Genomic DNA, 15922 nt, shown 5'->3' with positions numbered 1-15922 from the left:
ACCTAATATTTGGACATTTCATATACTAGATGAGTACAAAAACATAGGAAATGTATAGGGGTGACAGCATGCCAATAATGACAGGGCAGCAGTATATTGAACGAATTGATGCTTTAAAAACGTATATTTCGATAGATGGGGAAGTCGTGACAGGAAAGGTGTCAGAACATCCTGCCTTTAAAGGAATTATGCAAAGTCAAGCGAAACTTTTTGATTTACAACATCAAGCGGCATTTCTTGAAAAAATGACCTATGAATCGCCAACTAGCAAACAGAGAGTTGGCATGTCCTTTCTTCAAGTATTGACGCCAGAAGATCTTGTGAAAAGGCGCCATGCGGCAAGGGAGTGGGCATTATCTTCTCATGGTTTTATGGGGAGAAGCCCTGATTATATGAATACAACATTAATGGCCTTGGCATCGGCGTCAGACTTTTTAAAAGATAAGCCAAATTGTTTTCCAGAGCATTTGCTGAAGTTTTATGAGTATGCTCGTGAAAATGATATTACGATGACACATACCTTTATCGAACCACAGGTAAATCGCAAGCGCTATTACTATGAGGATGAAGAAGTGACCATTGCTGCTAAAATTATTGGAAAGACAAGTGAAGGCTTAGTCATCAAAGGAGCAAGATTACTCGCAACACAGGGTGGTATAACGGATGAGCTCCTTGTTTTATCAACAAATGGCTATGATGAGGGAAAAGGTTTTGGCTTTTCTATACCGAGTAACACCAAAGGACTAAAGTTTTTATGTCGGCAATCATTTGTAGGAGGAGATTCTACCTTTGATTATCCGTTAAGTGCGCGTTTTGAAGAAATGGATGCAATCGTTGTGTTTGATGATGTAGTTGTCCCATGGGAACGCGTTTTTTACTACGAAAATGTGGAAGTAGCCAATCAATTTATGAATGTCAGCGGCTTCCAAGCTTACAGTTTACATCAAGTGCTTTCTCGTCAAATTGCGAAGACCGAATTTGTACTAGGCGTTGTGCAGTCGATTGTGGACACCATTAATATCGGTGACTACCAACATGTACAACAAAAAGTGGTGGATGTGATTGTGACATTAGAAACGATGAAGGCAATGCTAGTAAAATCAGAAATAGATGCACACAGAGATATGTTTGGCTTTCTTCGACCAGATCTCTCAACATTGCAAGTAGCCATTCAAATTTTCCCGAAAGTTTATCCAACTTTTACGGAAATTATCCAGCAACTTGGGGCAAGTGGATTGATGTCCATACCGACTGAAAAAGCTTTTGCAGCAGATGAGGGTGACCTAGAACATTATTTACAATCATTCCAAGATAAAGGCGAGGAGCGAGTAAAGAAATTCCGTTTAGCATGGGATTTAACGATGAGTAGTTTTGGCACAAGGCAAACATTGTACGAACGCTTTTTCTTTGGTGATCCTGTGCGTTTATCTAGCCTGCTCTATCAATCTTATCAACGGGAGCATTTAGTGCAAAGAGTGGAAGACTTTTTGAAAAATGATTGATTGACAGTCATGAGGCAATCCGCTATGATGTGGAGGAACAAAAAATTAATATCCCTTCGTTAGGTGAGGCTCCTATGCTGGAGATACGCTACTACCCAAAAATGTCGAGAGACGCCAATGGGTCAACAGAAATCATCGAAATAAGGTGTTTTTTAACGTAGCTGGACATATTCCTATGCCGCATAGTGCTAAAACTCAACGTTTGAAGGTAACAAGCATGCAATGTTTTTAATTGCTATTTTTTGATATGTGTATTCAACACGCCTTCATTCGTAGAAGGCGTGTTTTTGTTATGAAAGGAAGGTGATGAGAAATGGATAGTAGTCCTGAACCGAATAAGTTTCATTTAGGCAAACGGAAACAATTAAAAAGTCATCGATTTCTGATCACCGATGCAGACAAAAGGTGATAAAGGATGACCTTTTGTTTCCCTCAATAACAAAACACGAGGTGAAATGCAATGATTAAAATCCACTATTATAATAACAGCAGCAAGACAGTCCAACATGATTTCAATATGATTGATTTACAACTTCCTATTCATAACGAAGACTTATTATGGGTAGATTTATATGCGTATAGTTATAATGAATTGAATAATATTGCAGATATATTTGGCTTTCATCCACTAGCAGTGGAAGATTGCTTACATGAGGGCTCACGTCCGAAAATGGATAGTTATGGTGATTATAAATTTTTTGTGCTCCATGCACCAATCTATAATGAGAAAAGTAATAATGAAATTACAACAGTGGAGTTAAATATTTTTATGGGACCAAACTATATTGTAACTGTGCATAAACAAAAGTTGCAATGGCTAGGCAACATGGAGAATGTTTGTATCAATAGTCCAAAATATTTGGAAAAGGGTACTGATTTTTTATTGCATACCATTATTGACGGGATTACAGACGAATACTTCCCGGTATTAGAACGAATTCGAGCACGTATAGATGAACTGGAAGAAGAAATTTATGATTATCAACCAAAAGTGGTGACAGAGGAATTTCTTGCACTGAAGCGGACAATTATTTTAATTCGTCAGGCCATTATGCCACAAAGAAGAATTTTTTCATCAATCAATGGCCAGTGGAAATTTGATATTCAAGAAGAAAATATTCCATTCTATAAAGATTTGAATGACCATCTAGAACGAATTGTCGACTCCACAGAGACTTATCGTGATTTAGTTAACAGCACGCTTGATACGTATTTTTCAATAATCAGTGGTAAATCTATTGAAAAGCTGAATTTATTAACGGTCATTTCGACAATTATGTTGCCGCTATCTGTAATTACTAGCTTTTTTGGTATGAATGTACCTTTACCTTATCAAGATTCACCCTATACAACTATTGCTATCAGTGCCTTTTTAGTTATTTTTACGTGGGGTATGTGGGTATATTTCAAAAAAATGATTGCTTAGTTCGTGTTAGTCATACTAGTACTAATTGACAGCGCAATAGATTTTTTTTATAATTTTTGATAGAAAAAGTAAAAACGATGATGGAAAAAGTACGTATTTGTCTGTGTACAAGAAAGGGATTTCTAGGCTGAAAAAATCCTCACAGCAGCAAATGCCGAAAGCTACTCCAGAGTGCAGCTAATCCCTGCCGTTCACTGACGTTACAAGTGCTAAAGAGGTAAGTAAGAATTTTTACTTACAACTAGGGTGGTACCGCGAGACTAATGACAAGTCCTCGTCCCTTTTTTGGGGATGAGGGCTTTTTTTATTTTCTTCGGTAAATCGCAGGATTCGTATCGTGATTTTACAATATTAAATAGGAGGAATTTATCCAATGAAAGCAGTAGATATTCGCCGTATGTATTTGGAATTTTTTAAAGAAAAGGGGCACCATCATGAGCCATCAGCACCACTTGTGCCGATAAATGACCCATCACTCCTTTGGATCAACTCAGGTGTTGCAACATTGAAACCATATTTCGATGGGCGTATCATTCCTGATAATCCACGTATTACAAATGCACAAAAATCAATCCGTACCAACGATATTGAGAATGTTGGGAAAACAGCTCGTCACCATACGTTCTTTGAAATGTTAGGAAACTTCTCTATTGGTGACTACTTCAAAAAAGAAGCGATTCATTACGCTTGGGAGTTTTTAACGGATAAAAAATGGATGGGCTTTGATCCAGCGTTATTATCTATTACGATTCACCCAGAAGATCAGGAAGCATATGATGTTTGGCATCAGGAAATTGGTATTCCAGAAGAACGTTTAATTCGTTTGGAAGGAAATTTCTGGGATATTGGAGAAGGTCCATCTGGTCCTAACTCAGAGATTTTTTATGATCGTGGTGTAGAATACGGCTCAGATGATAATGATCCTGAAATGTATCCAGGTGGGGAAAACGAGCGTTATCTTGAAATTTGGAACCTTGTGTTCTCTCAATTCAACCATAATCCTGATGGCACTTACACGCCACTACCAAAGCAAAATATTGATACAGGTATGGGCTTAGAGCGTATTGTATCAGTCGTTCAAAATGTACCAACGAACTTTGATACAGATTTATTTATGCCAATCATTGAAAAAATCGAGGAATTTGCCAACCGTAAATATAAGCGTCCTGGTGAAGTAGATTTAAATGAAATCTTTGGCTCAGAAGAAGATATTAATACACCATTTAAAGTGATTGCAGACCATATCCGTACAGTAGCATTTGCTATAGGCGATGGTGCCCTGCCATCAAACGAAGGCCGTGGCTATGTATTACGTCGCTTACTACGTCGTGCTGTTCGTTATGCTAAGCAAATGGGTATTGAAAAACCATTTATGTTTGAACTTGTACCAACTGTGGGTAAAATTATGGAAGACTTCTATCCAGAAGTTACGGAGAAATGCGAATTTATTCAACGTGTCATTAAAAATGAAGAAATTCGTTTCCATGAAACATTAGACGGTGGTTTGGCTATCTTTAATGAAGTAGTGGAATCTCAAAAAGCAGCTGGTCATGATTATATTCCAGGAGCAGATGCTTTCCGTTTATATGATACTTATGGATTCCCAATCGAGTTAACGGAAGAATATGCAGAAGAAGTCGGCATGAAAGTAGATCATGAAGGTTTTGAAGCAGCGATGGAAGAACAACGTGAACGTGCGCGTGCTGCTCGTCAAGATGTTGACTCGATGCAAGTACAGAATGAAGTATTAGCAAACTTAACGGTTGCAAGTGAATTTGTTGGCTATGATACGTTAACAGCTAGTACTGAAATCGCTGCAATGATCGTCAATGGTCAAGTAGCAAAAGTCGCTTCAGAAGGTCAAGAAGCATTGGTTATTTTAGCGAAGACACCATTCTACACTGAAATGGGTGGCCAAATTGCCGATAGTGGTACAATTTCAAATGATAGTTTTACGGCTATTGTAAAAGATGTTCAAAAAGCACCGAATGGTCAACCGCTTCATACAGTAGTAGTTGAATCTGGTGAAATGCATGTGGAAGATGCAGTGCAAGCAGTGGTCAATCGTGATGATCGTAATTTAATCATTAAAAACCATACAGCGACACATATTATGCAACGTGCATTAAAAGATGTGCTAGGCGATCATGTGAACCAAGCTGGATCATATGTAGGCCCTGACCGTTTACGCTTTGACTTCTCTCACTTTGGTCAAGTTACAAAAGAAGAATTACAACAAATTGAACGTATTGTAAATGAAAAAGTGTGGGATGATATAGAGGTCGTTATTGAAGAAAAAGGCATTGATGAAGCAAAAGCAATGGGTGCCATGGCCTTGTTCGGTGAAAAATATGGAGATGTTGTACGTGTAGTATCAATTGGAGATTATTCTATTGAGCTATGTGGTGGTATCCATGTTAAACGCTCTTCTGAAATTGGCTTCTTCAAAATTGTTTCAGAAGGTGGTATCGGTGCAGGTACTCGTCGTATTGAAGCTGTTACAGGTAAAGTTGCTTATGAAGCAGTAAAAGAAGAAGAAGCATTATTAAATGATGCAGCAGCATTATTAAAATCAAATGCTAAAGATATTGTCACAAAAGTACAGGCATTACAAGCCGACTATAAAGAATTGCAACGTGAAAACGAAGCTTTATCTCAAAAAATCGCCAATGCACAAGCAGGAGCAATTGTAGATGCCGCTCAAATAATTGGAGATGTGACAGTTCTTTCTACAAAAGTGGAAGCCAAGGATAACAATCAACTTCGTCAAATGATGGATGACTTGAAAGTGAAAATGCCAAAAGCAGTCATTGTTCTTGGAGCAGTTGATGGCGAAAAAGTCATGTTATGTGCTGGTGTTTCAAAAGAATTAGTTGGTGGCAATTACCATGCGGGGAATATTGTGAAAATGGTTGCAGAAGCATGCGGTGGTAAAGGTGGCGGTCGTCCAGATATGGCGATGGCAGGTGCAAAAGATGCATCAAAACTTGATGAAGCACTACTTTCTGTGTATGATTATATTAAATCCATTTAATTAATTCACCAAAACATGTTATAATAAAGAGAAATTGGAGATGAGCGTGTTTGCACATCTCCTTATTTCTGAAAGCGAGGTGCTGGTCATGAGTTCATTTGATCAAACGATGAAATTTAATTTTCCAGAAGAATCAATGGAACAGGAAGTCAAGCAGGTAATGTTGAAAGTACATTCTTCATTAGAGGAAAAGGGATATAATCCTATCAATCAGATTGTTGGTTACTTACTTTCTGGTGATCCGGCGTATATTCCTCGCCATCAGGATGCTCGTAATTTAATTCGCAAGCTTGAGCGTGACGAAATTCTAGAGGAGCTTGTTAAATTTTATATCAAAAAGAATAACGAGGACTAGAAATGAGAATTATGGGATTAGACGTTGGGTCGAAAACTGTTGGTGTGGCAGTAAGTGATGCACTGGGGTGGACTGCTCAAGGTATTGAAACCGTAAAAATTGATGAGGCTAACGGAGAGTTCGGCATTGACCGCATCGCCGAGCTAGTAAAGGAATATACTATAACAGAATTTGTTGTAGGATACCCAAAAAACATGAATAATACGGTAGGACCGCGTGGTGAAGCATCCGAGAACTATAAAAAGTTGTTGGAAGAAACATTTTCACTACCGGTTAAGTTATGGGATGAACGTTTAACGACGATGGCTGCAGAACGCATGCTGATTGAAGCGGACGTGAGTCGCAAAAAGCGCAAGCAGGTCATTGATAAAATGGCAGCTGTGATGATTTTACAAGGCTACTTAGATAGCAAAAATTAATTGATGAGGTGACTTAGGCATGACACACGAGCATAACCATGAAGAAGAACTACATGTTCAACACATTACAGTGATTGACGAAAACGGAAACGAGCAGCTTTGTGAAGTGATTCACGTTCATGAATCTCCAGAGTTTGGCAAATCATATGTGTTTTACTCAATGGTAGGTGCAGAGGAAGATGAAGATGGTTCAGTTGAAATCTTTGTATCTTCATTCGTACCATCTGAAAATGGCGAAGATGGTGAATTAACACCAATCGAAACTGAAGCAGAGTGGGATATGGTAGAGGACGTTTTAAATGCATTAGAGGATGAAAACGAAGAATAATCTTCTAACTTCAAAGCTAGGAACAAGGATCGCAGCTTGCAGTCCTTGTTCCTTTTTTATTGACACTCTTCTTTGTACAAGGATTGTTAAATTAAGGAGTGAATGCTCGATAAATGTGTGAATTTTGATCCACAAATGATGGAGATTGCTCTTAAAATGAGTGGATTCGCTCAGAAGTAGAGAAGAAGTGCTCCTAAGATGGGGCGACCCGCTCAAAATTAGGTGAGAAGCGCTCCTAAGATGGGGTGACCCGCTCAGAAGTAGGGAAGAAGTGCTCTTAAGGAGGGTGGACCCGCTCAAAAGTAGAGAAGAAGCGCTCCAAAAATAGGAGAACCCGCTCAGAAGTAGAGAAGAAGCGCTCCTAAGATGGGGCGACCCTCTCAAAATTAGGTGAGAAGCGCTCCTAAGATGGGGTGACCCGCTCAGAAGTAGGGAAGAAGTGCTCTTAAGGAGGGTGAATCCGCTCAAAAGAAGAGAAGAAGTGCTCCTAAAATGAGGGGACCCGCTCAGAAGTAGAGAAGAAGCGCTCCTGAAATGAGTGGACCCGCTCCTAAAATAAGAGAACTCGCTCAAAAGTAGAGTAGCTCCGCTCAAAAATAGAAGAACCTAATCAAAAAGTGCCTTAACCCCACTCGATAAAAAAACTTTTTAATAATTGACATCAAATTGTCAAAAAGGAGGAAACCGTATGAATGAAGAAACGCAAGAATTTATGATTATCGGAAAAGATGGAAAGGAACAGCAGTGTCGTGTGGTCTTTACATTTGATGCAGAGGACAAGTCTTATGTGTTATTTTCTCTTGTAGATGAAAAAGGTCAAGAAATCCCAGGGGACCTGTCAGCGATGACTTTTGATTACGATGATAGTACAGGTGAGATGACCAATTTACAGCCTGTTGAAACAGATACAGAATGGGAAATGATTAATGAAGTGGTGTTAACACTACTTGATGAATTTGAGGAAGAGCCACAGCTAATTACCGTGACGGATGAAGAAGGGAAAGATCAAGTTTGTGAAGTCATTCATACGTTTTCATCTGAGCAATTCGGTAAATCGTATGTTTTGTATGTACCAGCGACGGATGAACCTATAGGGGAACGAGATATTTTTGCGGCTCAATATCTGTCTGGAAATGACGGTTCTATAGAAGAATTATTACCAATTGAAACTGATGAAGAATGGGTATTTGTTGAAGATGTATTAAACGAATTGTAAAAACTCTGAGTGGCTAACAACCACTCAGAGTTTTTTGTTTATTAATAGAAATTTTCTATCAATGGTCTAAAAATATTCTATCTGTAAATGAAATTTTTGTATTTTTAAATGAATTTAAGGGATTTTCGAGAAAAAACATGTATTTCTCCTCTTCGTTTTCTGAATTTTTTAATAAATAGAATAAAAGAGGCATTGACCAATTCTGAGTAAATAGATAAGATTTGTTTTAAATTAAACCAAGTAAATTTATTTACTAAGGAGGAAATGTAATGAGATTAGGTTGGAAATTGCTTATCGGTGCATTGGTAATAGGCTTGTTGGCTGGTTGCACAAACAAAGGAGAGGCTAGTAAAGAGGACATTGTAACATTAAAAGTAGGAGCTGCCAGTGTTCCTCATGCGGAAGTATTGGAGTATTTAGCAAAAGATCTTGAAACGGATGGAGTGAAACTAGACATTACCATAATAAAAGATGCTGTTCAAACGAACCAACAAACGGCAGATGGCGAGCTGGATTTTAACTATTTTCAACATGTTCCGTTTTTAGAACAGACGAATAAAGAAAGTCATTTAGATTTAGTCAGTGTAAAAGGAATTCATATTGAACCATTTGGTGTGTATTCGAAGAAAATAAAAAAAATTAATGATTTGCCACAAAATGCAAAGGTTGCTGTACCTAATGATGTTGTCAATTTTTCACGAGCGTTATTACTTTTTCAAAATAATGGCTTGATTGAATTAGATAAAACCAAGAAAAGTGATTATACAGTCGAAGATATTACGAAAAATGAGAAGAGTATTCAATTTATAGGTGTTGATTCTCCATTACTTGTTCGTTCATTAGATGATGTCGAAGCATCTGCTATTAATACAAATTATGCCTTAGAAGGGGGCTATAATCCTGTGAAGGATGCCCTCATTATAGAAGATTCTGAATCACCCTATGTCAATATAATAGCATCGACAAATGAAAAAAAGGATGATCCAGCTATACAGACAGTTGTTAAGTGGTTAACAAGTGAAAAGGCGCGTTCTTTCTTTGAAGATCAGTATAAGGGTGCTGTTGTCCCAGCATTTTAAAGCTTTGCAATCAACATAAATGCTAAGGAGGTAGACGTGCATGATTGAGTTTATTGAAACGACAAAAGAATTCCAGGTCGGTACTTCGACTGTAACGGCCCTAAATCATATCAATTTAACGATTCAGAAGGGGGATATTTTTGGTGTTATCGGCTTTAGTGGTGCTGGTAAGAGTACACTGATTCGCACAGTAAATTTACTGGAAGAGCCAACTTCTGGACGAGTACTTGTGAATGGCAAAGAATTAACTACGCTCACTAAAAAGCAGCTTCGAGAGGAGAAGAAAAAAATCGGTATGATTTTTCAACACTTTAATCTTCTTCATTCTAAAACTGTATTTGAAAATGTGGCAATGCCTTTAATCATAAGTGGCGTAAAAAAATCGAATTTGGAAGGTCAAGTTAAAGAGGCTTTAGCATTTGTTGGCTTAGCGGACAAAACTGATCGTTATATTGACGAGCTGTCAGGCGGGCAAAAACAAAGAGTCGGCATTGCTAGAGCACTAGTGACAAAACCAACTATCCTTTTATGTGATGAAGCAACTTCGGCTCTCGACCCACAAACGACCAAATCGATTTTAGCTTTACTAAAGAAGGTCAATATAGAGTATGGTATTACAATTTTGATGATTACGCATGAAATGGAAGTTATCCGGGATATTTGTAATCGTGTAGCTGTCATGGAAAATGGAAGAATCATTGAAACAGGTAATGTACTTGAAATTTTTTCTACACCAAGAGAAGAGACAACTAAAAATTTTGTCCAATCAGTTGTTCGGGACGAAATCCCATCTTCTGTTTATGAACAGTTAAAAAGTATAGATGCCTCTAAAAAAATTTACAATTTAAAATTCATAGGAGTAGACGTCGGACAGCCGATTGTCTCACAGGTAGCTAAGAAATTTGCTGTAGATGTCAATGTTTTATTTGGCAATATCACTGAGTTACAAGGAATTCCATTCGGCCATTTAATCGTGGAGCTTGTTGGTTCTGAAAAAGATATACAAAAAGCATTTCTATTTATTCAGGCTAAAAATATTCAAATAGAGGAGGTTGTTGCACGTGAAAGTGAGCACACAAATTATTATCAACGCGGTTCTAGATACGCTGTACATGGTTAGCCTTTCTTTATTTTTTGGTGCCATTTTAGGCTTTATTTTAGGGATCATCTTAGTTGTGACGAGAAAAGGACATATTCTTGAAAATAAATTAATCTTCTCGATTGTCAATCCGATCGTCAATACATTGCGTTCCATTCCATTCATTATTTTACTTGTTGCAATCATTCCATTCACAAGATTACTCGTTGGCACCGCCATTGGTACAACTGCTGCTATTGTGCCGTTAGTCTTGCATATTGGACCATATATTTCAAGATTAATAGAAAATTCATTATTAGAGGTGGATGAGGGCATTATTGAAGCAGCCAAAGCAATGGGAGCTTCTCCATTTCAAATTATTCGAAAGTTTTTGTTGCCTGAAGCCTTTCCATCCTTAATTTTAAGTGTCACGACCGCAACGATTGGACTTATTGGTGCGACGGCTATGGCAGGAGCTGTTGGAGGCGGTGGTTTAGGTGATGTTGCTATTACTTACGGATATCAACGTTTTGATAATACGACGATATTAGTTACAGTGGTCATTTTAGTTGTACTTGTACAGATTATTCAAAGCATTGGTAATAGTCTTGAACGAAAAATACGTAGGGTGTCTTAAGGGAGAATGAGAACATGAAAAAGCTGAAATATGTAATAGGACTTTTTACATTATTATTTTTACTAGCAGCATGTGCAGAAGCAGATGAAAAAGATACTGTGAAGGTCGGTATCCGTAGCTCAGAATTGAAAACATGGGAGTATGTAAAGGAACAGGCTAGTAAGGAAGGCATTAACCTGGAATTAGTAACATTCTCTGCGCAATATGACCCGAATCAGGCATTGGCGGAGGGAGAAGTCGATATTAATGCTTTTCAACATGTTGCGTATTTAAATTTATTTAATACGAACAATAACTCGGATTTACAGGCAATTGGCACAACGATAATGGCACCAATTGGCTTATATTCAAACAAATATAAATCGCTAGATGATATAAAAGAAGGCGCAAAAATCGCTGTGCCAAATGATCCTTCCAACTGGGGTAGAGCTTTGCTGCTGCTTCAGGAGCATGGACTACTAACCGTAACGGACAATTTTGATGGTAACGGTGGAGAAGATCGAATTAAAGGTAATCCCAAAAACTTAACAATTTTGCCTGTTGATGGTGCAACAACGCCACGTGTGATGGAGGATGCTGATTTTGCCATTATTAATAATGGTGTTGCTGTAGAAGCTGGTCTTTTATTGAAAGATGCCATCATTCATGAGAGTAAAACAGCTAAACCATTTATTAATGTTATCGTGGCAAAGGCAGAAGATAAAAATAATGACACATTGAAGAAAATAGTGGAAATTTATCAGGGCGATGAAACGGGGAAATTTATTAAAGAAGTATCGAATGGCAATTATATTCCAGTGGAGATGCCGCTGGATGAATTAGCAACATGGAAGGATTTCTATTCATATTAGGGAGGAGAAACATAATGACTAAGAAAAAAGAAATAAAACTGGCCTTATATTTAATTGGAGCAGGTATGCATGTGGCTGCATGGAGGCACCCATCTGCCCAACCAAATGCAAGCATCGATATTCAAGCATTACAAAAAGTAGCGCAGATTGCGGAAAAAGGAAAATTTGATATAGCTTTTGTTGCTGACAGTTTAGCCATTAATCATGAGTCACACCCACATATTTTAAATCGCTTTGATCCATTAATTCAAATTACGGCTTTAGCGGCGGCAACAACTAAAATTGGACTGGGTGCAACTGCTTCAACGACATACAGTGAGCCATATGTGCTAGCAAGACAGTTAATGTCCATCGATCATATAAGCAATGGGAGGGTTGCTTGGAATTTAGTAACCACAGCAGATGCCACAGGGGAAACGGCTTTAAATTTTAGTCGCGATAAGCATTGGGAGCATGACCATCGCTATGAACGTGCAGAGGAATTTATCGATGTTGTTCAATCATTATGGGATTCATGGGAAGACGACGCTTTTCTTTATGACCGAGATAATAATCGATTTTATGATCGTCATAAAGTGCATGAAACATCATTTAAGGGAAACTATTTATCTGTTAAAGGTCCATTAAATATTGCTCGTTCTGTACAGGGGCAGCCTGTAATTGTAGAGGCTGGTGCATCTAAACCAGGCCAACAATTAGCTGCACGTACAGCGGAAGTTGTATTTGTCCATTGGGATGATATTGAAAAATCGAAAGAACACTACCGTCAACTAAAGGCACAGCTTATTCCATTTGGACGTAAGGAGGAGGAGCTTCTTGTTTTACAAGGAATTTCCCCAATAGTGGGTGATACAGAGGAGGAGGCAGTTCGTAAATATAATGAGTTACAGGCATTGATTGATCCATACGAAAGCTTAAAATTTGTTTCTGGGTACATGGGAAATGTCGACTTTTCAAAGTACTCACTTGAGACACCTGCTATCGAAGTGGAATTCCCAGAAGTTAATAGTATTCAAAGTCACTTTTATGAACACTTAGAGATTATTAAAAAGGAAAATTTAAAAGTTGGTGATTTGTATGCACGCCTTTTTGGACCTGCAAAGCGCGATGCTTTTGTCGGAACACCAACACAAATAGCAGATGAGATGGAGCGTTGGATAGTAGAGCAAGCAGCAGATGGCTTTATGCTACAGTTTCCGTTATTACCACGCGATTTAGAGGATTTTGTTGACAAGGTTGTACCGATTTTGCAGGAGCGAGGTATTTATCGTAAAGATTATACAGGCACAATGTTAAGAGAGCATTTAGGATTGAAAAAGCCGCTGAATCGTTTTGCTAAAAGTAAGGTGACTCAGGGATGATTGATATTTTTATTCGAAATGAACGAGAGCAAAGGCTTGTTCAATATGCTCAGAATTTAGCGAAACAAATTGAGAATACAGCTAATCAATATGATGAGAGTGGAGAATTTCCATTTGAGCATTTTAAGATTTTAGAAGATGCAGGTTATTTTCGATTAACAGTGCCTTTAAAATACGGTGGAGAAGAAATTTCTCTATACGAAATGTTATTAGTCCAAGAACAATTAGCTAGAGGTGATGCGTCTACTGCATTATCTGTTGGCTGGCACTTATTGACGTTTTTGAATGTTCGTGAGGCGAAAACATGGCCAGAGCCTATCTTTGCAGAATTATGCCGAAAAGCAGTAGAGGAAGGCTCACTTTTGAATATTATTAACAGTGAACGTGGAAAGGGGAATATTTCTCGAGGGAGTTTACCTGGTACAATCGCTAAAAAGGTACCGGGAGGATATTGCATTACTGGTGAAAAGGCATTTGCTTCATTAGCGCCGATTTTAAAACAATTCACCATTATTGCTTATCTGGAAGAAGAAAATCTAACAGCTGAGTTTCTCATTACTAAAAATGAACAAGTGGAAATTGTTGAAACATGGGATGCGATGGGCATGAGAGCAACGGGCAGTCATGATATTATTTTTCATGACACGTTTGTACCAGAAGCAGCGTTACTTTACAGACATCGTCCAAATGAAGTTAATCGTTTTTTAGCTGATGGTCGCGTGTACTCGTTAGAGATTCCAGCCGTTTATTTAGGGGTGGCAGGAGCAGCAAGAGATTATGCCATTGATTTTGCTAAAAATACGTATTCACATAGCTTAGAAAATACAATCGCTCATGCTGGTCATGTTCAGCAAAAAATTGGTGAAATAGAAGTACTTTATCAAACTGCACGAAGAACATTGTATAGTATTGCAACACAGGTTGAACAAAATCCAGTTCTTAAGGAGCAACTATCGGAGTCTGTTAGTATTGCAAAGTATGTTATTTGTAATTACGCCATTGATATTGTAACAAAAGCTATGCAGGTTGTAGGGGGACGTAGTCTATCTAAAGAAAACAAAATCCAACGTCTATTTAGAGATGTTCAATGTAGCCGCTTTAATCCGCCAGCAGATGATGTGGTTATATCTCAACTTGCGATGGGATTACTTGTCGATAAGAAGCGAGAAACTTTTCAATTATAGTATATATAATGAAGATTCTGAACCGTAAAAGGTTTGTAGAGAGGGGATCTGCCAGCAAAAATAGCTGGCAGATTTTTTTACATATGCAATTTCTCCTGAATTGTCGATTTCTGTTTGTCGTGAAAGTTGATTTCTAGTATGATATTGAATAGTGATAGGGGGGAAACCCGTGGATAACGGTTCTAAAAAACAAGAAATGTTTTCAAAAATGCAGGAAAGAAAATCTGAGGTAAAAATCGTGAGAAAAATCGTCGCCATTATTGCCATTGTTTTCGTACTTATAATTGGGGGTGCTGGTTTATTTGGGTACAATTATGTGAAGGGTGCACTAAAACCACTAGACCCTAATGCAACGAAGACAATTGCGGTGGAAGTACCAATTGGTTCTAGTTTGTCCTCCATTTCAACACTACTAGAGAAAAAAGGTGTCATAAAAGATGCACGTGTTTTTAAATACTATGCAAAATTTAAAAATGAATCACAATTTCAAGCGGGAAATTATGATTTAACACAGGCAATGACATTTGATGAACTCATTGAAAGCTTGAAAACAGGGAAGGTATATCGTAAGCCTGTCTTTACGATGACAGTACCAGAAGGCTTAACACTTGAACAAATTGGGAAAGTGATTGAAAAGAAAACACCGTACACACAAAAAGAATTTATGGATCTTGTGACGAGTGACACATTTGTTCAACAAATGATGGCTAATTACCCTGAGCTAGTTACAGAGGCCGTTTTAGCTGACAATATTCGCTATGATTTAGAGGGCTATTTCTATCCAGCTACGTATTCTTATTATGAAGAAAAACCATCTTTACAAGCCATTGTAGAAGAGATGATAGCGGCCATGAATAATGTGGTGAAGAACTATAGTGATGTTTTAGCCGAAAAACAAATGTCAGTGCATCAGCTGTTAACGTTTGCCTCATTATTGGAAGAAGAAGCGACTGCTCAAACAGATCGAGAGACTATCGCGAGTGTCTTCTATAATCGAATCAATGAAGGTATGCCTCTACAAACAGACCCAACCGTGTTATATGCACTGGGTGATCATAAAGATCGTGTTCTATATGAAGATTTAGAAGTGGACAATGCCTATAACACTTACAAAAATAAAGGTTTACCACCTGGTCCAATTGCAGGCGCAGGTAAGACTTCGATTGAGGCATCATTAAATCCAAGTCAAACAGATTATTTCTACTTCTTAGCAGATAAAGAGGGTGTCAACCACTTCTCGAAAACATATGATGAACATTTGCAGAAGGTAGAAAAATATTTACGAAAAGAAGAGTAAACGTATAGGAAGAATAAAAATCATATAGCAAACAGAGGAATAGAAGGAAAGAAAAATAGCTTTCCTTCTATTTTCATGCTATTATAAAGTGTGATTTTTGATCAATCCGTTCATTTATGCGGGACAAATATGCGTGGTGGCAATTGTTTGAGCAT

General features: G+C 37.9%; 14 protein-coding genes, 1 riboswitch and 1 other annotated feature. All 14 genes read left to right on the top strand.

From position 1 onward, the window contains the following. The first annotated feature begins 68 nt into the window (after positions 1-68). The 14 genes from hpaB to mltG all read left to right on the top strand — a co-directional run bounded on the left by hpaB (position 69) and on the right by mltG (position 15767). Complete coding sequence (hpaB, locus tag JTI58_RS00820; RefSeq protein WP_205444568.1) at positions 69-1502, top strand: 4-hydroxyphenylacetate 3-monooxygenase, oxygenase component; 1434 nt, start codon at positions 69-71, stop codon at positions 1500-1502. A 48-nt stretch (positions 1503-1550) separates the two neighbouring features. Beyond that, positions 1551-1716: riboswitch (M-box (ykoK) riboswitch) on the top strand. 246 nt (positions 1717-1962) lie between these two features. After that, a complete protein-coding gene (gene corA / locus JTI58_RS00815) occupies positions 1963-2928 on the top strand; it encodes a magnesium/cobalt transporter CorA (protein WP_205444566.1) in 966 nt (321 codons plus the stop codon). Positions 2929-2996: 68 nt separating this feature from the next. Beyond that, positions 2997-3213: a binding site (T-box leader), on the top strand. A gap of 88 nt (positions 3214-3301) precedes the next feature. Continuing rightward, the gene (alaS, locus tag JTI58_RS00810) at positions 3302-5962 is read left to right on the top strand and encodes an alanine--tRNA ligase (protein WP_205444564.1); all 2661 of its coding nucleotides are present in this window, start codon (positions 3302-3304) and stop codon (positions 5960-5962) included. Between the two features lie 88 nt (positions 5963-6050). Continuing rightward, complete coding sequence (locus JTI58_RS00805) at positions 6051-6317, top strand: IreB family regulatory phosphoprotein (RefSeq protein ID WP_004226839.1); 267 nt, start codon at positions 6051-6053, stop codon at positions 6315-6317. Between the two features lie 2 nt (positions 6318-6319). Further along, positions 6320-6736 (top strand): Holliday junction resolvase RuvX, encoded by a 417-nt coding sequence (ruvX, locus tag JTI58_RS00800; protein WP_016994166.1) that lies wholly within the window; start codon positions 6320-6322, stop codon positions 6734-6736. Positions 6737-6755: 19 nt separating this feature from the next. After that, complete coding sequence (locus JTI58_RS00795) at positions 6756-7064, top strand: DUF1292 domain-containing protein (protein WP_036124332.1); 309 nt, start codon at positions 6756-6758, stop codon at positions 7062-7064. Between the two features lie 688 nt (positions 7065-7752). Further along, the gene (locus JTI58_RS00790) at positions 7753-8280 is read left to right on the top strand and encodes a DUF1292 domain-containing protein (RefSeq protein WP_205444562.1); all 528 of its coding nucleotides are present in this window, start codon (positions 7753-7755) and stop codon (positions 8278-8280) included. A gap of 269 nt (positions 8281-8549) precedes the next feature. Then, on the top strand, positions 8550-9359 hold the full coding sequence (locus JTI58_RS00785; protein WP_205444561.1) for a MetQ/NlpA family ABC transporter substrate-binding protein: 810 nt from the start codon (positions 8550-8552) through the stop codon (positions 9357-9359). Positions 9360-9399: 40 nt separating this feature from the next. Then, complete coding sequence (locus tag JTI58_RS00780; RefSeq protein ID WP_205444559.1) at positions 9400-10479, top strand: methionine ABC transporter ATP-binding protein; 1080 nt, start codon at positions 9400-9402, stop codon at positions 10477-10479. Continuing rightward, positions 10472-11074, top strand: coding sequence for a methionine ABC transporter permease (locus JTI58_RS00775; protein WP_243456395.1), 603 nt, complete (start codon positions 10472-10474; stop codon positions 11072-11074). The genes JTI58_RS00780 and JTI58_RS00775 overlap by 8 nt, the downstream gene beginning before the upstream one ends. A gap of 14 nt (positions 11075-11088) precedes the next feature. Then, a complete protein-coding gene (locus JTI58_RS00770; protein WP_205444555.1) occupies positions 11089-11925 on the top strand; it encodes a MetQ/NlpA family ABC transporter substrate-binding protein in 837 nt (278 codons plus the stop codon). Positions 11926-11939: 14 nt separating this feature from the next. Continuing rightward, the gene (locus JTI58_RS00765) at positions 11940-13286 is read left to right on the top strand and encodes an LLM class flavin-dependent oxidoreductase (RefSeq protein WP_205444553.1); all 1347 of its coding nucleotides are present in this window, start codon (positions 11940-11942) and stop codon (positions 13284-13286) included. Next, positions 13283-14470: an acyl-CoA dehydrogenase family protein gene (locus JTI58_RS00760; RefSeq protein WP_205444552.1), complete on the top strand. Its 1188-nt coding sequence runs from the start codon at positions 13283-13285 to the stop codon at positions 14468-14470. The genes JTI58_RS00765 and JTI58_RS00760 overlap by 4 nt, the downstream gene beginning before the upstream one ends. 169 nt (positions 14471-14639) lie before the next feature. After that, the gene (gene mltG / locus JTI58_RS00755) at positions 14640-15767 is read left to right on the top strand and encodes an endolytic transglycosylase MltG (RefSeq protein ID WP_205444550.1); all 1128 of its coding nucleotides are present in this window, start codon (positions 14640-14642) and stop codon (positions 15765-15767) included. Positions 15768-15922 lie beyond the last annotated feature (155 nt).

This window comes from Lysinibacillus fusiformis, from assembly GCF_016925635.1.
In the GTDB taxonomy this organism is placed as follows: Bacteria; Bacillota; Bacilli; order Bacillales_A; family Planococcaceae; genus Lysinibacillus; species Lysinibacillus fusiformis_F.
This window is presented reverse-complemented; position numbering and strand designations above follow the sequence as displayed.